The organism is Acinetobacter sp. Q186-3 (assembly GCF_013420655.1).
GTDB lineage: Bacteria > Pseudomonadota > Gammaproteobacteria > Pseudomonadales > Moraxellaceae > Acinetobacter > Acinetobacter indicus.
In genome coordinates this window covers 1-22,642 of sequence record NZ_VOXS01000024.1, presented here as the reverse complement: position 1 = coordinate 22,642, position 22,642 = coordinate 1, and the positions used below count along the sequence as shown (strand labels likewise).

At 42.8% G+C, this 22,642-nt stretch carries 18 protein-coding genes; 6 read left to right on the top strand and 12 right to left on the bottom strand.

The genetic code is table 11. From position 1 onward, the window contains the following. Positions 1-229: 229 nt before the first annotated feature. Positions 230-1,693 carry a phospholipase D family protein gene (locus FTT64_RS13420; RefSeq protein ID WP_180182482.1) on the bottom strand — a complete coding sequence of 488 codons (1,464 nt, stop codon included), beginning with the start codon at positions 1,691-1,693 and terminating at the stop codon, positions 230-232. Positions 1,694-1,798: 105 nt separating this feature from the next. After that, entirely contained in the window at positions 1,799-3,949 is a 2,151-nt protein-coding gene (gene znuD, locus FTT64_RS13415) for a zinc piracy TonB-dependent receptor ZnuD (RefSeq protein WP_180182481.1), read from the bottom strand. A 142-nt stretch (positions 3,950-4,091) separates the two neighbouring features. Between znuD and FTT64_RS13410 the strand changes: the two genes are divergently transcribed. Continuing rightward, positions 4,092-4,844, top strand: a complete 753-nt coding sequence (locus FTT64_RS13410; protein ID WP_180182480.1) for a DUF4184 family protein — start codon at positions 4,092-4,094, stop codon at positions 4,842-4,844. A 35-nt stretch (positions 4,845-4,879) separates the two neighbouring features. On the opposite strand, the gene FTT64_RS14600 is transcribed toward FTT64_RS13410, so the two are convergent. Continuing rightward, positions 4,880-6,133, bottom strand: coding sequence for an O-antigen ligase (locus FTT64_RS14600; protein WP_180057609.1), 1,254 nt, complete (start codon positions 6,131-6,133; stop codon positions 4,880-4,882). A 211-nt stretch (positions 6,134-6,344) separates the two neighbouring features. On the opposite strand from FTT64_RS14600, the gene aspS reads away from it, so the two are divergent. The 3 genes from aspS (at position 6,345) to FTT64_RS13390 (ending at position 9,352) form a co-directional block, all read left to right on the top strand. After that, on the top strand, positions 6,345-8,129 hold the full coding sequence (gene aspS, locus FTT64_RS13400) for an aspartate--tRNA ligase (protein WP_075167456.1): 1,785 nt from the start codon (positions 6,345-6,347) through the stop codon (positions 8,127-8,129). A 111-nt stretch (positions 8,130-8,240) separates the two neighbouring features. Beyond that, the gene (locus FTT64_RS13395; protein WP_180182479.1) at positions 8,241-8,459 is read left to right on the top strand and encodes a hypothetical protein; all 219 of its coding nucleotides are present in this window, start codon (positions 8,241-8,243) and stop codon (positions 8,457-8,459) included. Between the two features lie 23 nt (positions 8,460-8,482). Beyond that, a complete protein-coding gene (locus FTT64_RS13390; protein ID WP_180182478.1) occupies positions 8,483-9,352 on the top strand; it encodes a lysophospholipid acyltransferase family protein in 870 nt (289 codons plus the stop codon). Positions 9,353-9,374: 22 nt separating this feature from the next. Here the strand turns inward: FTT64_RS13390 and FTT64_RS13385 are convergent, their stop codons facing one another. The 3 genes from FTT64_RS13385 to FTT64_RS13375 all read right to left on the bottom strand — a co-directional run bounded on the left by FTT64_RS13385 (position 9,375) and on the right by FTT64_RS13375 (position 11,145). Next, a complete protein-coding gene (locus FTT64_RS13385) occupies positions 9,375-9,845 on the bottom strand; it encodes a transposase family protein (RefSeq protein ID WP_104470204.1) in 471 nt (156 codons plus the stop codon). Beyond that, positions 9,793-10,188, bottom strand: a complete 396-nt coding sequence (locus tag FTT64_RS13380) for a transposase family protein (RefSeq protein WP_180182477.1) — start codon at positions 10,186-10,188, stop codon at positions 9,793-9,795. The genes FTT64_RS13385 and FTT64_RS13380 overlap by 53 nt, the downstream gene beginning before the upstream one ends. A 192-nt stretch (positions 10,189-10,380) precedes the next feature. Continuing rightward, the gene (locus FTT64_RS13375; RefSeq protein ID WP_034598229.1) at positions 10,381-11,145 is read right to left on the bottom strand and encodes a glycosyltransferase family 25 protein; all 765 of its coding nucleotides are present in this window, start codon (positions 11,143-11,145) and stop codon (positions 10,381-10,383) included. A gap of 139 nt (positions 11,146-11,284) precedes the next feature. Between FTT64_RS13375 and FTT64_RS13370 the strand changes: the two genes are divergently transcribed. Then, complete coding sequence (locus FTT64_RS13370) at positions 11,285-12,253, top strand: glycosyltransferase family 4 protein (RefSeq protein WP_180182476.1); 969 nt, start codon at positions 11,285-11,287, stop codon at positions 12,251-12,253. A 29-nt stretch (positions 12,254-12,282) separates the two neighbouring features. Here FTT64_RS13370 and FTT64_RS13365 read toward each other — a convergent pair whose 3' ends face one another. The 3 genes from FTT64_RS13365 to FTT64_RS13355 are packed head-to-tail and all read right to left on the bottom strand — an operon-like array spanning position 12,283 to position 15,656. Beyond that, entirely contained in the window at positions 12,283-13,260 is a 978-nt protein-coding gene (locus tag FTT64_RS13365) for a glycosyltransferase (RefSeq protein WP_180182475.1), read from the bottom strand. After that, positions 13,257-14,828, bottom strand: coding sequence for a glycosyltransferase family 2 protein (locus FTT64_RS13360; RefSeq protein ID WP_180182483.1), 1,572 nt, complete (start codon positions 14,826-14,828; stop codon positions 13,257-13,259). Before FTT64_RS13360 ends, FTT64_RS13365 begins: the two co-directional genes overlap by 4 nt. A gap of 57 nt (positions 14,829-14,885) precedes the next feature. Next, positions 14,886-15,656, bottom strand: coding sequence for a glycosyltransferase (locus tag FTT64_RS13355; RefSeq protein WP_075174841.1), 771 nt, complete (start codon positions 15,654-15,656; stop codon positions 14,886-14,888). A gap of 162 nt (positions 15,657-15,818) precedes the next feature. On the opposite strand from FTT64_RS13355, the gene FTT64_RS13350 reads away from it, so the two are divergent. After that, positions 15,819-16,988 (top strand): nucleotide sugar dehydrogenase, encoded by a 1,170-nt coding sequence (locus FTT64_RS13350; protein WP_104498923.1) that lies wholly within the window; start codon positions 15,819-15,821, stop codon positions 16,986-16,988. A gap of 58 nt (positions 16,989-17,046) precedes the next feature. On the opposite strand, the gene FTT64_RS13345 is transcribed toward FTT64_RS13350, so the two are convergent. The 3 genes from FTT64_RS13345 to FTT64_RS13335 all read right to left on the bottom strand — a co-directional run bounded on the left by FTT64_RS13345 (position 17,047) and on the right by FTT64_RS13335 (position 22,098). Next, entirely contained in the window at positions 17,047-17,973 is a 927-nt protein-coding gene (locus tag FTT64_RS13345) for a branched-chain amino acid transaminase (RefSeq protein WP_005180046.1), read from the bottom strand. Positions 17,974-17,997: 24 nt separating this feature from the next. After that, positions 17,998-20,748 carry a bifunctional [glutamate--ammonia ligase]-adenylyl-L-tyrosine phosphorylase/[glutamate--ammonia-ligase] adenylyltransferase gene (gene glnE, locus FTT64_RS13340; protein WP_127800694.1) on the bottom strand — a complete coding sequence of 917 codons (2,751 nt, stop codon included), beginning with the start codon at positions 20,746-20,748 and terminating at the stop codon, positions 17,998-18,000. Positions 20,749-20,823: 75 nt separating this feature from the next. Next, positions 20,824-22,098, bottom strand: a complete 1,275-nt coding sequence (locus FTT64_RS13335) for a GAF domain-containing sensor histidine kinase (RefSeq protein ID WP_168399789.1) — start codon at positions 22,096-22,098, stop codon at positions 20,824-20,826. Between the last annotated feature and the right edge of the window lie 544 nt (positions 22,099-22,642).

Here is a 22,642-nt window from a genome sequence, read left to right as displayed (position 1 = left end):
GATCGAGTACAAGGCTAGCAGCTTCAACTTTAAACTCTGGAGTAAATGTACGTCTTGGTTTCATAAGCACCTCATTGGTGAATCTATTATCACCTAATTTGGTGTCCAACTTTATTAAACCACTACATCTCTCCAACCCTCTCTTTACAGGATGGAAGAAAACTCATTCTTCCAGCTCTCTTATAAGCAGAAGCCACGGCTCCCAAACAGAAGCTTGGAATGAGGGAGGTTAGAACGTCGACCAGCCACTCCATTCCATCAAACGATACAGTCCATATTTCAGCGTCGATTCATCGGCATACTGGGCATAATCCACACTCATCTGACGGCCATTTAAGTTTGACCAGGCGGTATCAAAATACTGCTGAGCATCTTGAAACACCTGAGCTTGAGCCGGGCCTAACACGCGTAAATTGGTTTCCAGATTATAATTTTTTAAATTCCGTGCGGTGAAATTGGCCGAACCTAAAATCATCTCCTGTTGCTGGGCATTGCGCTTGATCAGCATTTTGCTATGACATTGCTCGCCTTGGGTATTACACCAGCGCAGTGGAATGCCGGCCTGATGTAATTCTGCTGCCACTGGCCGGTTCGGTACGCCATTCTTTTCCAGACCAAACGCATCTTTATTAGCATCCAGCAACACCCGCAATTTCACCCCACGCTCATGGGCTGCAAGCAGGCTTTTGACAATCTGGCGCTCGGACAGATAGAACATCACCAGATCGACCTGTTCATTGGCTTTGGCGCTATTAATCAGGTTTAAAGTCGCATCATAAATGGCTTTTTCAGTCAGCACCTGCACCTGCGGTTCAGTAGCAGCGGCCTGAAACTCACCGACAATCACTCCGGGAATATTGCTGCCGGACATGAGCGCCACCGACTGCTCGGTTTTCAGAATATCTACCGCGGTGTTGCCTTTGACCACCAGCGCCACATTAGAATGATGGGAACTGGCATCATGCGGATTCATTGAGGTGACCAGAGCTTCCCAGCCGTCCGGGGTATCAACCACAATGGTTTTACGGTGGTTGGCCTTAAAATTCAGCAGCTCGGAATAACTGCGCAGGGTGATTTTGCCCTCGCCAAACGGATTGGCCAGCCAGCCAGCCTCCGGATTATTGCGGATGCCCTGACAGCAGATGTACCAGAATCCGGACCACATCGGATTGGAAGCGCGTAGCGGAGTTAAATTGGTTTCGATCACATCAATTCCGGCCTGGCGCAGTTGCCGATAATGCTCTGGCGCAAGGCCGCCATAAACCGAGTTAATCGGATCGGTAATCAGCTTGATTTCAATATCCGGCTGGGTACGGCGTTTTTGAATCAGTGCATCAGTCAATTGCTGGCTGAGCGGTTGATGCTGGGCCTGTGATGCCCCGGTTTGCGGATTAAACAGGAACATATCCAGCACAATTAAACTTTGTGCTTCATCAATCAGGCGCAGCATTTCATTAAAAATCTGATGATCATAATGCTGCTGGCCCTGTGCATCCAGATAGGTCTGATCGGCCAGAAATTTGACTTCGGCATGACGTAGCGGTCCCGCATAATTCAAACCATCCGGTAAGGGCTTATAGGTATGATACAGTGCCGAGGATAAATAGCTTAACGCCAGCAGGCCCATCATCACGCCCAGATAACGCCGTGGTGACCAGTTCAGTTTATTGTGAATTCGTTGAAAGATACGCATAAGAAAAAACCTAACCCAATCAACTCAGGCTAGGTTTTCTTCAGGCTTTTTTCAAGAGGATTTCCGTGACATCCTCTTGATTTTGGCAATAAATTTAAGTTCTGCTTAGAAGTTATATTCTAAACCAACGGTAAAATTACGGCCCACTTGCGGAATATTGGACAGGAATGAGGTGTGTGAATAAACCTGATCATCCAGCAGGTTATTGGCTTTAAAGAACACGCGGTAGTCCTGGTTATTCGCCATGGCACCTGCATAAGCCAGACCGACATTGACCATGTTATAGCCTTGGGTTTCCTGTTCATAGCTGGCAATCTGGTCCTGTTTAAAGACATGATAGTACTCTGCCAGACCTGACCAGCCGTCAGCAAAATCAGCTTCTACTTTGGTACCTAAACGGCCTGCTGGTACACGCGGTGCGTTTTCACCATCAATTTTGCCACGCACATAGTCACCAAACAGGCTGACTTTATAAGCATCGTTAATGGCATAGCCTAACTGCGCTTCTGTACCGTAGAAACGGGCTTTGTCTTGTTTATAATCAACTAGACGGAATGTTCCTTCGCTGTCGGTTGTTGAGCCATAAATATAGTTATCAAACCAGTTGTGATAAACATGCACATGATAGTCGAGTTTCTCACCTTCATAATGCAGACCTAACTCAAGGTTATTTGACTTTTCAACATCCAAATCCTCATTTCCACGCTCATAGGTATTGGTGGCAAAGTGAATACCGTCCGCATATAACTCTTGTGCCAGTGGTAAACGTTGCTGATGTGAGCCAACCACAGAAAGCTTATAGTTTGGAGCAAATTCCCAATTGGCTGCTGCTGAACCTGACACACCGGTATCTGAATAGTCTTTTTGAGTTGAATCTACATCAATTTTTTGATGTTCTACACGTGCACCCAATTCCACATGCACATCACCAAACTGCTTATGTTCTAAACCAAACAGGCTATATTTTTCCATTTTAGTATCTGGCATTAAGACTGATTCATGAAAATGATCATCATGTGGAACCATCTCACCGGATAAATCAATATTTTGTTGACTATATTGGGTACCAAAGACCCCTTCCCAACCGGCGACTGGTTTATGTACCAATTCTAAACGGGCATCATAACCTTTATTTTTAAAGTTACTGATGACTTCATTTTCTTCCAGCTCGTCATGTTCATAATCGGTATAGCTGGCATGGGCACGTAACTTGTCAAAGCCGGAAAATGGCTGGTCCAGCTCAGCACGGACGTCATAACGGTGTGATTCCAGATCGACCCATGGACCACCATGAGCATGTTCGCCCCCACCCTCATCTGGAGCTGAAACGCCATGTCCGCCGCAATGAATTTCATTACCATGAGGATGGCAGTCATGATATTCATGACTATGCCCTGGTAAACCGTATTTGTCCTGACGGTTGCTATAAGACACCCCGACAAAACCACGGTCATGAATCCATGAGCCGCCAATATTCACGGTTTGCCCTTCTGCAAAGGTATTGTCTACACGACGGGCTTTATCAAAATGTGTTTCATGTTCTTCTTCAGCATCATGTCCATGATCATGATCTTCATGGCCAGCTTCATCATTATGATGTTCTACCCAGTAATCCGGCGTAATATAGTTATTTGCTTTACGTTTGGAGCCTTCTACACGTAAGGCAAAGTTGTCACCAATTGCTGCTGTTACCCCCGCACTGGCCAGCTTCTCATCGCTACCCGAGTTATATCGCACGCCGACGGTGCCCTCTAAGCCATCTGCTGGCATTTGGGTTGGAATTTTCTGATCGGTTACATTGACCAAACCACCGACAGTACCGGCACCATAAAGTAAAGTCGATGGACCACGAATCACTTCAACCTGTTTTGCTAGAATTGGATCTACCGTAACCGTATGGTCTGGAGATAAAGTCGATACATCGGCAGTTTCAGATGCGTGTTGTAAGACTTTGACACGCGGACCATCTTGACCACGAATCACAGGACGGCTTGAACCTGTGCCGTACTGATTTGAATATACACCTAGTTCATCAGCCAGTGCATCACCAATGGTTGTTGGGCGTTCAGCCAATACTTTCTGTTCCACCACCTGATCTGCTACCGCAAAGTCCGCTGCAGTCTGAACCAGAGGATGGGCTTTTAGCTGGATGGTTTCAAGTTGCTGTGCATTGAATAGATTCGCCTCATCTGCAAAAACCGCAGGGGCCACAACAGCAAAAATAGACAGTGTTATTAAATTCTTATGGAAGGACATGACTCAGGCTCAGAGTAACAAATTTGAATAATGTTATAATATAACATTTCAACTGTTTTGCAATAAAAAACATAAAATTCATCTTTGCTTGGTTAAGCTATAGGGCCTCGCGGATTTTTCTGTTTTTATTGTCTACGCCTGTATGCCCTTTACCTTATCTCATGCGGTTTTAGCACCACCCATTGCCCAGCTGACAGGCCATCGTCTTCCCGTTGCAGCCCTTGCCATTGGCTGTATGCTGCCCGATTTAAGCCGATTATTTACCACCGATCAGGGCGGCTTGAATCATTTATGGAGTTCAATTGTTCATCCAAATTTATGGCTGGGTCTGGCTTTTTGTGCGGCGTGGTATCTGATTTATCGTCCGGTGCTGTATCGGGCGCTAGGCATACAACATGAGCTCAATCTGGACTCGTTCAAGTCGGCCCTTGGTTTTTTACTTGCGATGGTGCTGGGACTATTGCTGGGCAATGCTACCCATTTAATTTGGGATGGTTTAACTCACGTCGACTTTCGCACTTTTGCCTTTCATAACGTCTTAAGCCAGCCGGTGTCCTGGTTCTCCCAGACCTATCCACTACATTTTATCTTGCAGATTGGCAGTTCGCTTCTGGCCCTGCCGTTTTTGCTGTGGATGTGCTGGCGTTATTATCAGCGCTATCGTCAGCATTGGCCAGTGAGCCGACGGGTCAAACAAGCGGCAGCCATCCTGATTGGCCTGGCTATTTTGCTAGGTGCTTATTCGGTCTGGGATTATGCCCGCTATTTCAGTGATGAACTCTGGTATAGCCATCGTTATTATTTTCTGGGCCGGGCTTTTAATGAGTTTAGTCAGGGTGCACTCATAGCTTTAACCCTAGGTTGTATTTTATTTTTAGCATTGGATAAAAATTAATGGCCTAACTTTAAAATCTAGGCCATTCTTTACAGTTATTTCGTCAAGATTGCTTCTTTTCTAAAGATAAACCCAACAATCAGTAAAATAATAAAGTAGTGAATATAAACAGGTAGAACAAAAAATAAGTAATACTCTGTTAAACCACAAATCAGATAATAAACCACATAAATAATACCTAAAAGAGCATATCCTCTTAACTCAAAATTAGAAAAGTAGCGTAGGAATTTCTTAATAAAGAATAGTAAAATTGATCCATAAATAAGCACCAGACCCAATAACCCTAAGATGCCATGTGCAGCCAATTCATGAAAAAAAATATTATGCATATGTTGAAAGCATGTCGGTAGCTGACCACTTTCTTTTAGCTCACAATTATGCGCCTCAATTCCATAGCCACCAACTCCAATAATTTGGTTATTTTCAAAAATTTCTAAAGACTCTTTCCATAGGAAAATTCTGACACCACTACTTGTTTTATAATTATTCTCAGCCAATTGAACCGTATCCGCAGAAAACTGCTGTAATCTATTTTTGATAGGAGAGTTATCCCACACTATATTTATTAAAATAAATGAGAGACTTAAGCTAAGCATTAGTATAACTTTCTTTATCTTATATTTATAAAAATGCAAAGTATAAGCAATTAATACAAGCGGTAATCCAATCCAAGTTCCTCGTGTACCATGCAAAATCAAAACAAAAATTAACAACAAGCATAAAACTAAATAAAAGTAACTAACAACCCCTTCCTTAAGAAAAGAATAAAACAAAGCAAAAAAAGCTAATGATATAAAAGTTATATCAAAAATAATAATAGGATTAAAAAATTGACTTAATAAACCTCTATTAAAATCTAAAATAAAACTATTATAGAAAGTATAAATAAATATAAAGCTGATAAAGAAAATTAAAGGTTCAAAAATATACTTTTCCCCTTGATTGAAAAAGACAATAAGGTAAGGAAGGAAAAGAAGAGGGATAACCCAAAAATATTGATTTGCTATTTTTGTATAGGTTTCTATCAATCTAACAGGAATTTCATCAAATCGTCCCAACAGCCAATAACTTAAAGTAAGAAAAATAAAACCAGATAAACAAAAAACCAATATATGTAAATCTATCTTAATTTTCTGATACTTAGTTGAAAGAAACCCCAAGATAAGGATAAGAACCGAATAGTAGTAAACATCAGCCCCTTTATCGAATACAGCTTGAATTAATAACGCACAAAATATCAATAGAATAAGATAGAAAGACTTATTCCTTAAAACCAACTCCACATCCACCCCAGATCAAAATTCTAAAAATTATTCATTATTATTTCATATCCTGCTTTTTTTTCTAAGATTCAACTTTAAAAAATCAGTGGTTTATGTTTTTTCATAGTGAAGTTCTTGTGACAAAACCTGCAAAGAGGCATAATCCAACATTTACTTCAAGCGGTACGCTGTTTACGTATGCGCTGTCATTAACCCATATAGTTGGATTTTTTACGCTATGATGCGAACTCATTACTGCGGTTCTTTAACCGAAGCTCAAATCGACCAAACCGTAACCTTGTGTGGTTGGGTACATCGTCGCCGTGACCACGGTGGGGTGATCTTCCTGGATATGCGTGACCGTGACGGTCTGGTACAAGTGGTTATCGACCCGGATACCCCAGAAGCATTTGCCACAGCAGATAAAGCTCGTTCTGAATTCGTATTAAAAATTACAGGCCGTGTACGCCGCCGTTATGCGGGTACTGAAAATGCCAATATGGTCAGTGGCCAGATTGAAGTATTGGGCAAAGAAATTGAAGTGCTGGCTCAATCTGAAACGCCGCCATTCCCACTGAATGATGAAAACACCAATATTTCTGAAGAAATCCGTCTGAAATACCGCTTCCTGGACATCCGTCGTCCAGAAATGTTAGAGCGCTTACGTTTCCGTTCTAAACTGACCAACTTGATTCGTAACTACTTCGAAGACAACGGTTTCCTAGACGTTGAAACTCCAATTTTGACTCGTGCAACGCCTGAAGGTGCACGTGACTACCTGGTTCCAAGTCGTGTGTCTAACGGTAGCTTCTACGCACTGCCACAATCACCACAGCTGTTCAAACAGTTATTGATGGTAGGTGGTATTGACCGTTATTACCAAATCGCCAAATGTTTCCGTGACGAAGACTTACGTGCGGACCGTCAGCCAGAATTTACCCAGATCGACGTTGAAACATCGTTCATGAGCGATGATGACATCATGGATCTGATGGAACGTTTGACGGTGAAGATGTTCAAAGAACTTCTAAACGTTGAATTCGAAAAATTCCCGCGTATGACCTATGCCGATGCGATGCGTGACTATGCATCCGACAAACCGGACCTGCGTATTCCGTTGAAACTGATTGATGTTGCAGATTTAATGCAAGACGTTGAGTTCAAGGTATTCGCTGGCCCTGCCAAAGATCCAAAAGGCCGTATTGTGGCACTTCGCGTTCCGGGTGCTGGCTCACTGCCACGTAGTGCAATTGATGAATACACCAAATTCGTGGGTATCTACGGTGCCAAAGGTCTGGCTTACATCAAAGTCAACGAACTTGAAAAAGGTATCGAAGGCCTGCAATCGCCAATCGTGAAATTCATCGAGCCAATCGTGCTGGATCTCTTAAAACGCGTTGGTGCTGAAAATGGTGACATCGTCTTCTTCGGTGCAGATAAAGCCAAAGTTGTGAATGACGCAATGGGCGCGCTTCGTGTCAAGATCGGTCACGACATGAATCTTTCGACGTGCGAATGGGCTCCGCTTTGGGTAGTTGACTTCCCAATGTTCGAAGAAACTGATGATGGCAAATGGACTTCTGTGCATCACCCATTCACGCTGCCAAAATCAAGCGTTGAAGAAGTGAAGAACAACCCGGGTGCTGCGCTGTCTGTCGCTTACGATATGGTATTGAACGGCACTGAAATTGGTGGTGGTTCACTGCGTATTCACAACCTGGAAATGCAAAAAGCCATCTTTGAAGCTTTAGGTATTGGTGAAGAAGAAGCTGAAGAGAAATTCAGCTTCTTACTAAATGCTTTACGTTACGGTGCGCCTCCACACGGTGGTCTAGCATTCGGTCTGGACCGTTTAGTGATGCTGATGACCGGCGGTGCGTCTATTCGTGATGTGATTGCATTCCCGAAAACCAAGACTGCTGAATGTCCATTGACTCAAGCACCAGCACCAGTTGAAGCTACTCAACTGCGTGATTTGGGTATTCGCTTACGTGAAAAACCAAAAGCGGAATCTCAAGAATAATAGCTTGTCATTCTAAAGAAGCCCTGCACTTGCGGGGCTTTTTTATTACATTGAGATCACTGCCGAGCAATGGCATAATAACTGCAGTTTTCATTCTTAGGTGATTCAGCAATGGCAATGCGTCCTGCAGTACGTAACCGTGGCATCATGCTTATTGTCTTTTCGATTGTACAATGGCTGTTCATGCGTTATATCTTGGCGAATAACCTGTTTGCGCTTGATACCAATGACCGTATTGTGTATTTCAGCCTGAGTAGTATTATCGGCGCCTTGCTGATTTTTGTCGGACTGATTTATATGGTCTTAAAAGGCAATACAGATCGACCATAATTGTGCGGACTCTTGCTTGATTCATGTATTCCCTTCTTAAAAATTTCTCCAAACTCCCCCTGCGTTTGATTCAGGTCACTGCCCGATCTGTGGGCTGGTTACTGTATGTGAGCAATTCCTCTGCTCGACGCGTGACCGAAATTAATTTAAAGTCGGCTTATCCGGAGTTATCTGAATCGGAACGGAATCAGCTCACACGGCGCAGTCTGAAAAGCCAATGTATGACCTATGCTGAATCGGTCAAAATTTGGGGTTCTGCACCGGAGTTTGCCCTTGAACAGATCAAGGTCGTGCATGGGGAAGATATTTTTTTAGACGCCCTGCAAAACCCGAATGGGACCTTGGCAGTGGTGCCGCATTTTGGTACCTGGGAATTGATGAATGCCTGGGTGAATTTACATACGGCACCGGTCATTATGTATAAACCGAGCAAAAATCCGGATGTAGACCGGTTTATGCTGGAAGCACGGCAGCGTCTTAATGCCACACTGGTACCCACCGATGAAACAGGCGTACGTGCCTTATTTAAGCATTTAAAACAAGGTGGATTTGCTGCAATTTTACCAGATCATGTGCCTAAAGAGTCGGGTGGCATTTATTCACCTTTCTTTGGTCAGAATGCACTTTCCTCTACCCTGCTCTCAAAACTGGCAGCCAAGACCCAGTGTTCAGTGATTGGTTTAAGCTGTTTACGCCGTGAAGATTTAAGTGGCTTTGAGCTGCATGTACAGACCTTATCAGCAGAGATTAATGCGAAAGATTTGCAGCTTTCAGTCGATACGCTGAATAAAGAAATGGAGCGTATGATTAATGCCGCTCCAGAACAGTATTTGTGGGGGTATAAGAGGTTTAGGAAGATTGAGGGTGGCAGGAATTTATATAATATGCTTTAGCTCAATAGATTTCTTTCATAAGTCATTTTTTACTCAGCTCCAAGTTATAAATTCCAGCAATTAGATTGAATCTTAATGCTAGTCTTTTGCCTCGATTGCGATATCGCTCAGCAAGAATTTTGAAGGTTTTCAAACTGCCAAATACATGCTCAATTCCAATTCTTCTTTTATTGATTTCCTGATTATAGATTTTTAGTTCGGAATCCAGTTTACAGCGCTTCTTTGCTTTTAATGGCAACAAGCTATTTGGATACACTGTATAAATTCCCTGATAACCCTTATCCGCAAGGATAAATGCACCTGCAGGAATCTGATTCAAGTTACGTTTGAAGAGTTCGAAATCATGTACGGCACCACGACTCGTACATAAACTCAGGATTTTTTGAGTTTGATAATGAATGATGGCCTGTACTTTGAAGGTGTGGGTCTTTTTCTTGCCGCTATAGCTTTTCTTCTGTTTTTTTAGGCCTTTGGATTGGAATTTCTGTGGCATCCACGATCACCACATTCCAATCGATGCCTTCGCTCTCGGGTAAATCTTTGGATAAATTAAAGAGATTGGACCGAATCAGGCAGTCTTCCACATGACGGACAATTCTTGAGGCTGTGGGCTCTGAAACCCCGTAACTCGTCGCAACGTGAAATAAGGTTCGATATTCCCGCCAATAGCTCAGACAAAGAAGAACCTGGTCCTCCAGGCTTAACTTGGGCGGTCTGCCTTTGGCAGGAACATGTTTCTTCAATTGCTCAACCATTAAATAGAAGGTTGACCAGGAGATGCCGGTGTATCGCTTGAACTGAGGATCAGAAAGCTTGTTTGAATCGATGTATTTCATCCGCAGATTATGCACGAATGCCAAGAAATCTGGAGTGCAAATATCAACCAAAAAGAAGATCGTTTTTTGATTTATGAAAGAGATCTAATACTAACTTTTAATAAAATTTTGACCTCACCATTCATTCTCAATGAAATTTTTTATATACAAATTTTCGACCACTTATTTAAAATTTTAGTTTTTCCCACGCTATCATTTAAAATAAACAATTCTCGAGAAAAACAAACCTTTTACTTGCTTAATTAAGCGTATCAGTTCTCTTTTAATTTTATTTATAAACTTCACCTTAATTTTTGGTGCCTCAAATTGAACTCGGCCCTCTTCCAAAGAACTCTCAAAAGTTATCTCCTTATTTTTTACTTTATCTTGGATACATAAAGCTGGGCTTAGTTGGTAAACTTTAATGCAATTATCATAAATAGGGTTATAAAATAGCACCCAATCAATAGGCAAAATATTTTTCTTCATTTTTATTTCAGTAAGTAAACAATCAATAGCTTTTAAAGATAAAATATATCCCGCTCCGCCAAAATGAAAGTGCTTTAATTGATATAAACTTCTATTATGTATATTACCTGCAGAATCACCTAAAAAAATTTTAGTAAGAAATGTCTCTAATTTAATAACATCTATATTTTTAGGAATCCAATTACTACAATTTAGAAATAAATTTGCATTTCCCCCTAAATATATATCATCTTCAAATATTGCTACATATTTCAAACCTAGCTCTTTGGCATGCAACCAAACTGCTATATGACTCATCGCACATGCTAATTCTGCAGCACTAATATTATCTGAGCAACATTCTGGAAAATATTTTTCTTTTAAATCATAAGCTTTCTCTGGTGTTATCGCATCAAAAAATTCAAAATCAATACCTTGTTCATTAAAAACCTGTGTAATGTGATGTCTACGCTCTAATGCTGAAGAGAGACTAATAACAAAATTTTTCAAAATCAATACCAAAAAAACTTGCCAATTATGATGTCATTATAGCAAAAATATTATTGGAAATTCACAACTTATCCTGCCATTTTAGCAGTTTTGAATAAACCTCTATATTAATAAAATCCTACATGTTCTATTAACACGTATGCCTGTTCCTCCACCTAAGTATGGAGGAACTGAACGTGTCTTATGGGCTTTATATTTAGGACAAAAAGCACTTGGCCATGAAGTAAAATTTATGACCAAAAGTCAAAATAATCATCCAGATGCTCTCACTTTCACTCCAAATAAAACACTAGAAGAGCAAGTTGAAGGCTGGGCAGACATTATTCATTTTCATTTTTTATTTGAAGGTAATATTCAAACGCCTCATGTCTGCACAACACACAACCAACAATTAACCCCTAAAACTTTCCCACAAAATACTATTTTCCTAGGCCAAAAGCATGCTGAGCGAAGTGGTGCTCAGGCCTTTGTTTATAATGGATTATTTTGGGATGATTATGGACAACCTAATCTAGATAAACCTAAAAATTATATTCACTTTTTAGCCAACGCTAAATATCGCGATAAGAATCTAAAAGATAGTGTTGAGATTGCACGTAGAGCAAATAAACCATTACACGTGCTTGGCAGCAATCGCCTTAGCCTAAAATGGAAACGTAATGGTAAATATCAACCTTACTTTTATGCAGGAAAAGATCTTAGCTTCCATGGCATGATTGGAGGTGAAGAAAAAAATGCTGTGATTCGAGATTCACAAGCTCTGATATTCCCAGTTTTAATCCATGAGGCTTTTGGACTTGCAATGATTGAAAGCCTGTATTTAGGCTGTCCTGTTATTGGCAGTCATCATGGTTCCGTTCCAGAGCTTATCATTCCTGAGGTGGGTCTGAGCACAGCAAGCAAGACCGAAATGGTAGAGGCCCTCAAGAATATTGGCCAATTTAGTCGAAAAGCCTGTCATGAATATGCTCGAGATCAGTTTAACCATATCGTCATGAGTAAAAAGTATCTCTCTTATTATGAACAAGTTCTGAATGGTTACCCTCTACACGCTCAACCACCATACTGCCCAGGTAATTTAGACACAGCTCTTAGTTTAGAAGAATAACTCGGTTTTTCTTCTAAACACTTGCCTCACTATTGTTGCCATTCAAGATTTTGACATTCCTTCATCAAATAAGGTTGATGAGGGTTTAGCACCCCCCCCTTTATCACTTGAGTATATTTATCCAAATATCTCTGCGCCATTTTCTCAGCATTAAAATGATCTACAACATGCTGCTGACAATATAAGGGATCAAATTTTTGCGTATTAATCGCATCCACCAATAGATCAGCATTATTTGAAAGTACCCCGCACTCATGTGGTACCAGTTCAGGAATAGCACCATAAGGCGTTGAAAAAACAGGACTACCAAAGTACATACTTTCAATAATAGCCAACCCAAAAGGTTCATGCCAACGCACAGGAAAGATCAATCCCTTCGAGCCATTTAACAATGAAAACTTTTTTTGGCCACCGACCATCCCATGAAATTTAATTTGAGGAGAAAAAGTTAAACGCAAACCACGTTTAAAATTAAAACGATCGCCTCCTAGCACATGTAACTGCTGTTTCGCTTTTTTTGCAATATGAATTGCACCTTTGACATTTTTCAAACGCCAAGCTGCTTTACCCAAAAAGTGATAGTAATTCCGCTCTCGCTTCCAGTCGACTTCACCATAATTCGACCAATCCAGACCATTTAACACATAAGAGTCTGAGTTGTGTCTTTGCGCATGATCACGAGAAACAAAAATGGTGTTTTGATTCAAACGCTCTTCAAGCTGAGCATTTCCATGCTCAGTCACTACATAGGGCACCTCTAAACCGGTAACGTTGGGCTGGAACTGGAAATGAACCACATCAATATCATCTGGAATCTGTGCAGAAATCGGTCGATCAGGATCCATTTCAATTACTTTCGCAAAACTACAGTGTGAACCTTTCGGCACAAGGAATATGACCTGATGCCCCTGCTCAACCAGTTGTTTTGCCAAATCCCAAATTACACGCTCTGTCCCGCCATAGGCATACACGGGTATAGAAGACATATTGGCAATTAAAATCTTCATTTTTTATTGCTCTCTTTATTCATTTGCCACAGCATCAAATACTTATCTAAAGTATAGCCCATGGATGCCATTGCCAGCAGATAACCATACGCCCCGCCCAAAAAGTCACCACGGATGATATATTCTCGTATAAAAGAGAAAATGCCACGCAATACAGCTGCAAATAAACCTATTTTTTTACCATGCTTAAATTTATCCGATGCCCAATCATGACTATAGCGAATATTTTTCACTAGGAAATGGTGTAAATCATCATTGGTTAAATGCTCTAAATAACCATTTAATTTTACAGCAGGCACATTCTTCTGATCTAAAGATTCATGAACTTCCAAAGATGAGTATTGAAAAGACTTATTGGCATATAACCGTGCTAATAAGTCTGCATACCAAAAACGTTTTTGCACTTCAACACCACAGAACTGATTAACACGCGCCAAGCTAAAAACTTTATCCGTTTGAAGTGGATGCTTTAGCACCTCAACAATCGACTCCCGAAGGGCCTGATCAAGTCGCTCATCTGGATCCAGAACAAGTACATAGTCCTGAGTAGCATAACTTTGTGCTATCTGGCGCTGAATACCAAATCCTTTCCACTCACAGTTAACATACCATTTTACCCCGAATCGCTTGGCAATCTCTTCGGTCTGATCTGTACTGCCAGAATCAAGAATAATAATCTCATCAACAAGGTCATGCACTGTCGCTAAACATGCAGCTAAATGTTTCGACTCATTCTTTGCAATCATCACCAATGAAACAGTCGATTTTTTCTCAGATTGGTCAACTGACTGAAGCTTTTTAATATTTTCTAGTGACTGATTAAAAGTTGCCAAAGCATGATTATTCTTCAAATCATATAAAATTGCATATTTATTAAAGGTATACTGTGTAAATAACAGAGAGTAAATGAATCCATATTGACCCATTAAGAAGCGGCCATCAATCAGGTATTGTTTAATAAACGCCCAGAACGTATGAAAAAACACCCCCCAAATACCAACTGTTTTCCCTCGTTGCTCACGATCGACAGCCCATGCTTTCGCATAATCTAAACGCTTTTCTAGCCAAAATTTAGGTGTAGGTGCGGTTTGATGCAAAAGAAAACCTTGCAGCTTCTCTGTTTTAGCCCCATTTAAAACAACTGACTCATGAACAAGATTATCATCATACTGATAGTCTTTTGGAAATAAGCGCCAATGCGCCTTCACTGGCCAATAAGCATTATCAATTTGATGACCAAATATGCAATCCAAACGCTTAATTCCAAAAACTGTATCTAAAGGCGGCTGTTGAATTGCTTTTAAAATACTCTGCTGTAGCTGCTGTGTAACCACTTCATCTGCATCCAAAGCAAGAATCCATTCACCTGTAGCATAAGACTGTGCAAGTTGACGCTGTTTTCCAAACCCTGGCCAATTTAGATTTTCAAACCATTGTCCCCCAGCGTCTTCCACCAGTTGTCGACTATGATCTGTGCTTCCAGAATCCAGTACAATTAACTCATCAATCCAGCCTTTTAATGCGGGTAACGATAATTCTAAGTTTTTTGCTTCGTTCTTAACAATCATGACCACACTTAAGCGATATGGTCGCGCTGTATGATTTAATGCAGGATGTTGCTTCAATTACTGCCAAGCCTCTTTAATCCAATCCGACGGCAACACATAGCGATACCATTTTCCCCCACCGCCATGAATTGCATCTGGTGGATTAATTTCGCCATGGAAAATAATAATTTTGGCACCTTCCGGTTTCACTGGCGGCTTAAAATAGGCCATCGGAATCTTTTGCAGACAATGATATTTATAGCTTTTACACCAGCTCTCTGGCCAGTAGCTTAATTTTTTCTCCTGATCGACATACCAAGACAAATACGCCTGCTCATTACGGAATTTCTGACGGATCTCATCAAAATGCTCACGGAAATACGGCAATAATCCCGGAAAAGCTCCCAGTTTAAAACGATAGACCGAACTGTTGCCGGTAATTCGCCATGGACGTTTCCAGTCATGAATAATCAGAAAATCACCCGGATGGGTAAAAAATGCATCGATATTGTCGACAATGACCACATCTAAATCCAGAAATAGCGCATTGCCTGTCAAGCCATATAAATCTGGCTCAAACGTCGACAGCTTGTTCCAGCCACGCTCAGGCGCCCCTTCTGGCAAAGCTAAAGGCGGGATCGGGAAACATTCCACTTCCGGATTAATGCCTTCAGTACGGTCAGTCAGGCAGACCATTTTAAAGTCGACTGTGGTATGGCGTTTGACCATATTGTACAAACGGTTAACGTATTCCGAACCGTATTTGGTTCCCCATTTCATGCACAGAACAACATTCTGTTCCTGCATTAAAGAAGATTGAGAGTTCATCTCTGTTTCATGTAAAGCCATGCCGCATGATCCACCTGAGCAATGGCGCCATCATATCACAGAGTTACAAATTAGCAGAATGGCTGCAAAGAAAAGCCACTGCAAAATAACTGTCAGAAAAACGTCATCGAACTTGCACATTCAAGATGCAGATTAGAACTCATCGCAGAACAACAATAGATTATGAAAATTAGTATTGTCGGTACCGGCTATGTTGGCCTTTCCAATGCCATGATTTTTGCGCAGCAGCATGAAGTGGTGGCGCTCGATATCATTCCTGAAAAAGTCGAACTGCTGAATTATGGCATTTCTCCCCTGCAAGACCCTGAAATTAGCGACTTCCTGAAAAATAAAGACCTGAATTTTAAAGCCACCCTGCATCAGGCCGATGCCTATCAGGATGCCGATTATGTGATTATCGCCACGCCGACCGATTACGATCCACAGACCAATTATTTTAATACCGACAGTGTCGAAAGCGTGATTCAGGATGTACTGTCAATTAATCCCTGCACCACCATGATCATCAAATCCACCGTTCCGGTCGGGTTTACCGAAAAAATCAAACAGAAATATCGTAGTGGAAATATTATTTTTTCACCGGAATTTTTGCGTGAAGGCAAAGCCCTGCATGACAACCTGTATCCATCACGGATTATTGTCGGAGAACAGTCGGAGCGTGCCCGACTGTTTGCCGATATGCTACTCGAAGGCGCCATCAAAAAAGACTGCCCGGTACTTTTTACCGGTTCCACCGAAGCCGAAGCCATCAAGCTGTTTGCCAACACCTATCTGGCTATGCGCGTGGCCTATTTCAATGAACTGGACACCTATGCACAGCTGTTTCAGCTGGATACCCGACAGATTATTGACGGCGTCTGTCTGGATCAGCGGATTGGCAAATATTATAACAATCCGTCCTTTGGCTACGGCGGCTACTGCCTACCCAAGGACACCAAACAGTTGCTGGCCAACTATCACAATGTACCGAGCAATTTAATTCAGGCCATTGTCGATGCCAATGCCACCCGTAAAGATTTTATTGCCCAGTCCGTCCTGCAACGCAACCCGAAAGTGGTCGGTATTTACCGTCTGGTCATGAAAAGTGGTTCAGACAACTTTAGGGCATCGGCCATTCAGGGGGTGATGAAACGCATCAAAGGCCGCGGCGTGGAAGTGGTGATTTACGAGCCGACCTTGCAGGAAGATGAATTCTTTCACTCCAAAGTTATGCAGGATCTGAATGAATTTAAACACTATAGCGATGTGATTGTTGCCAACCGTCAATCCGATGAGCTGGCGGATGTACTGGAAAAAGTCTATAGCCGCGATATTTTTGGTATGGATGATTAAGAGCATTTTTCCAACCCATAAAAAAGGACTCATCTGAGTCCTTTTTTACAGTTTGCACTTATTTTACGTAAGTTAACCAGTGTGCATATTTCGGGTCTTTGCCCTGCACTGCATCAAAGTAGGCTTTCTGGATTTGCGTAGTGATTGGACCACGAACACCTTCACCAATCTGACGATCATCGTATTCACGAATCGGGGTCACTTCTGCAGCCGTACCCGTAAAGAAGGCTTCATCGGCAATATAGAATTCGTCACGGGTAATACGGCGCTCAACCACGTCATAACCCAAGTCTTTAGCAATGGTAATAATCGATTGACGGGTAATCCCATCCAGCGCACCACCAGCGATATCCGGTGTATGAATTACGCCATCTTTAACCAGGAATACGTTTTCGCCCGAACCTTGACACACATAACCTTGTGGATCCAGCAGCATCGCTTCGTCATAACCTGAATGCGCCACTTCTTGGTGTGCCAGAATCGACAGCGTATAGTTACCAGACGCTTTGGCTTTACACATGGTCACGTTTGGATGATGGTGGGTAAATGATGAGGTTTTTACGCGAATACCCTTCGCCATTGCCTCTTCACCCAGGTAAGCACCCCAGCTCCACGCTGCAACCACGGCATGAATAGTGTTGTCTGTTGCCGCAATACCGAGTTTTTCAGAACCAATAAAGATGATTGGACGTAAATAGCAAGATGCCAGTTTATTTTCACGCACCACATCAATTTGTGCTTGCTCTAAAGTTGCCTGATCAAACGGCACTTTCATTTGATAAATTTTTGCAGAATTTAACAAACGCTTTGTGTGCTCTTTTAGACGGAAAATAGCCGTTCCATTCGGGGTTTCATAGGCACGGACACCTTCAAACACACCCATGCTGTAATGCAGGGTATGGGTCAACACGTGAGTTTTGGCCTCACGCCAGTCAACCAGTTGTCCATCTTGCCAAATAAAACCATCACGATCAGCCAAATTCATGCCATAAACTCCAATTTTTCACAATTATTCACTCTCCAGTGCAAATGCTGCAGCTGGATCAATCAGTCTTTGCCATAACTTGCAAACGGTCATTCGGGTATCGTGCCAGTCGCTTGCAGACACTTGCATGGATTGATTTGCAAGGGCTAAGCGGTGGCTCTCTGCGCGTTCACGGAGATAAGCTTGAATCAGAGCAGTCGCATCGTTGCTGGATAAGCAACCTGTCTTTGCGGCATCCTCAAGGATTCGTACATTGTCGGAGTAATGGGCGAGATCTTTATTCGTCCCACTCCACGCTAACACCGCATACTGTGCCATAAATTCGATATCAACGATACCACCTGCATCCTGTTTTAAATGAAAAATTCCATCTTTTTTTTGCTCATTTGATGAACCGAGATGGTCTTTCATCTTCTGGCGCATTTTCAGCACTTCAGCACGCACATGCGCCTGTTCACGTGGCTGGGTCAGAATCCGGCAGCGTAGTTGCTCGAACTTGTCCCGAAGGCAGCGTTCACCGGCAATACTGCGCGCGCGCACCAGCGCCTGATGCTCCCACAGCCAGGCACTTTTTAGCTGATAATGCTCAAACGCTTTCAGGCTGGTGACCAGTAATCCCGCTTCCCCAGACGGACGTAACCGGGTATCCACTTCATAAACGCGGCCATCTAAAGTTTGGGTGGTCATCAATGACACAAACTTTTGCCCCACCCGCATCGCAAACTCAAAACCGCTGATGGGTTTGAGCCCGTCGGTATCGGCCTGTTCATCCATATAATGAATAAAGACCAGATCCAGATCTGAGCCATAACCAAGTTCAATCCCGCCTACCTTGCCATAACCAATCACGGTAAAAGCCATATGATCCAGCGTACAGCGCTGACCTTCAGCATCCAGCGGGAAACCATGTTTTTTCGCGGTAATCTGATAAGCCAGATGCAAGGCAGCATTGACTGACACTTCAGCAATATCGGTAAGCGCATCGGAAACTTTCATCAGCGGACTTTCGGCCAGTACATCACTGGCTGCCACTGCCAGTACATTGGATTTTTTAAACAGGCGCAGTACCCGCATCTGGTCTTCGACCTGATCGACCTCAATCCGCAGCAATTGCTGACGCAAGGAATCTTCCAGATCCTGACGTTTCGGCAATTCAAAATCCATCGACAGGAATTCATCTAGCAACACCGGATAATGGGTCAGCTCTTCACAAATCCACGGACTGACAGTGGCCATTTTCACCAGACGTTGCAGCGCACCTTTGCTTTCAATCAGCATCACCAGATACACGGTACGGCGCATTACCGATTCCACCAGCGGCATCAGTCGCACCAGCGCGACTTGCGGCATATCTGACTGCAACACCGCTTCAACCAGATGCGGCCAGAAGGTTTTCAGGCGCTGCACCGCTTTGGCCGGTAATTTTTTCAGCGCATGTCCATACCAGAATTCATGCACCAGATTTTTGGCCTGATCATCCAGCACTTCATTCAGGCGCTGTTCCAGCTGGCTAAAACTTTCGACCAGCGGGTCTGGTTCTTTTTCTTTAATTAAATGCTCAAACTGATAGATGACCTTGGCGCGTTTTTCATCCAGAAAAGCCATAAAATCTGGCCAGCTCGCAAAACCTAAAGTGCTGATCAAACGCTGACGCAATTCTGGCTCGGTCGGTAAGGACTGGGTTTGCTGGTCATTCAGCGCCTGAATCGCATGTTCAACCCGGCGCAGAAATAAATAGGCATCTTCCAGCTCGGCCACGGCTTTGCTGTCCAGCAATTCAGCTTCATCCAGATGATTCAGGCTGACCAGACATTGCCGGTCTTGTAGCTCCAGCTTGGACCCGCCATAAATCAGTTGAAACACCTGCACAATAAACTCAACTTCACGAATCCCGCCAGCGCCGAGTTTAATATCATCTTCCAGATGACGACGCTGCACTTCGCGCTCAATCATGGCCTTCATTTCACGCATGGCTTCAAAGGCAGTGTAATCAACATATTTGCGGAACACGAACGGCCGGGTCATCTCCAGCAGTTCATCCCCTTCTTTACCACCGGTGACAATGCGCGCCTTGATCCAGGCATAGCGCTCCCATTCACGGCCATGCTGGCTTAAGTATTTTTCCAGCGCCACATGACTAATCGCCAGTGCCGAACCATCGCCCCAGGGACGCAAGCGCATATCGACCCGGAACACAAAGCCATCGGCAGTGATATGGTCGAGCAGATAAATCAGTTTCTGTCCCCATAAAATACAGAACTGCTGCACATCAATACATTTACGGCCGTTGGTTTCGCCCTGCTCATCGAAGGCAAAAATCAGGTCAATATCGCTGGATAAATTCAGTTCCTGCGCGCCATGTTTACCCATGGCAATCACAATCAGGTCCTGTACTTTACCGTTATAGCCTACCGGCTCGCCATGCTTGGCCACCAAGGGAGCCCGGGCAAAATCTTTGGCTGCTGTTACACAGACATCGGCGAAATCGGACAGTTCACGGGTCAGGGTGACCACATCGGTTAACTGGTTGGCATCTTGCCAGATCCAGCGAAACATCAGCCGGGCACGTAAAATCCGCAGACTACGCATCCACTCGGTTTCATCCTGAATATCCTGCAAGGTCGTTTGCACGGTGTGCTGAATCTGCTGGGTGCTTAAAGGGGTTAAAAACCGGTCAACTGCATAATCTTGTTCTAAGAGGGGTTGGTGCTTGGCCAATACCTGTTCTGCATATTGGCTGGCACCTAAGGTTTTGCGCAATTGTTCCGTATTCATTCACACACCCAAAGCTGACTGTTTTTTCTAGTTATATCAGGAGTCTGGCTATAGAGGAAAAGAAAATTGCGTTTTCTACATTTTTACTTTTTCGAACTGTATATCTTCCGGCATTAAAGCCTGATGCGCGCTGGTGGCCTGCGGCAAGGTCACAATAAAGGTGGTTCCTTCGCCTTCATTGGATTCCACCACAATTTCGCCTTTGTTCAGGTCGACAAAACGTTTACACAATACTAAGCCCAGACCAGTACCTTTTTCACCGGCTGTACCTTTGCTACTGGCTGTAACCGCTGCCTGGAACAGCTGTTCCATTTGCGACTGGCTCATGCCCAGACCAGTATCCTGAATATAGATATGCACGCCATCATCTGCCTGTTCGGCGCGTAAAGTTACCTTGCCGGTACCATCTGTCGGGGTGAATTTCAGCGCATTCGACACCAGGTTCTGGATAACCGAAGTAATCATATTAATGTCGGCATAGACTTTAATATCATCATCAATCTGGTTAATCAGCTGAATATTCTTTTTCACCGCCAGACTGTTCAGCACATCGCAGACAATTTTCGACGACTGTTGCAGCTTAAAGTTAATTGGATGATAGATAAAGCGGCCGCCTTCTGCCATGGCCCAGTTCAACAGGCTTTCCAGCAGGTTATAGGTCGATTGCGCAGTATCATATAAATAGTCGGCAATATTCTGCACACTGGAATCATCTAGCGTTTCGCGTTCTTGTGCCAGAACTTCGGAAAAACCGAGCAAGCCATGAAACGGCGCTCTTAAGTCATGCGCAATAATCTGGAAAAATTTGGTTTTACTGAAATTCAGTGCGGCCTGCTGCTCATACATTTCTTTCAGCTCGGCATGGTCGGCTTTTAACTCCAGATAATTCACCAAATTGGTGGCCAGATCACTGAGAATTTCAATCGCCTGCAGCGAAAAAGGCTGCTCGTTCTGGTCGAAAAACAGGATCTGTCCAATAGAGCGACCATCGGACATTTTCAGATCAAAGGCCATAAAGCGTTTTGCTTCTACACCTAAAGAGCTAATACGCTCAACCAGTTGTATATAGTGAGGATGCTCGGTATGAATGCAGTCCTGACCATCAAACAGTTCGACAATCTGGATATGATCGGGTGCAATAAAGGCTTTAAAACAGTCCTGATGGGCATACCATAAATAGGGTTCGCCCTCGAAGGCCAGTGCGGAACGCTCTACCCCTAAAATTTTACGGGCAGATGATAAAAAACGGTCAATCTGATTGGTGGCAGTAAATACCCCCAATAACAGAGACAACCTGCATGCACTCAGCTGTTCAGTTTCTGAACCTATTTCAAGCAACTGCAACTTCATATCTGCCTCATCCGAGATCCATTCTTATAGAATATTTAGGCCATTTTTAAAGCCGATTGCTCAGCCCGGTTAACAAACTTTAACAGAGAATATAACACCAAACCCAAAAGAATAAACCAAACTCCTTCATTAATTTGTAACCTGAAAAAATTTTAAAAAAAGGTATATTTTCATTACATTTATTAAATAAATTCACTACTTTTTGTTTATCTCTTTTTAAACAGCAAGCTACTTTAACTGATTTTGGTTAAAAATAAATTGGCACACTTTTATACACTTTTTTCAGTGTTATGATAGGTATGATTTCTGTAAATTCATCGGATTTTTAAGGGAATTTCCTGGTTAATTTTCACTGGATAATGGGTTTACCATGTTACTTTAGTTTTACATCTTCTGTTCATGTTTTTGGACGATAATCTCTGTACACGACAAATTTCACAGAACCCTTATCCTATCAGGATTCTGCTTTCTTAAAATTGCCAAAATTTCCTTAAACTCTTCTTTTTTCCCAAAACCAATTAAACGCTGAATCGCCATTTGAACA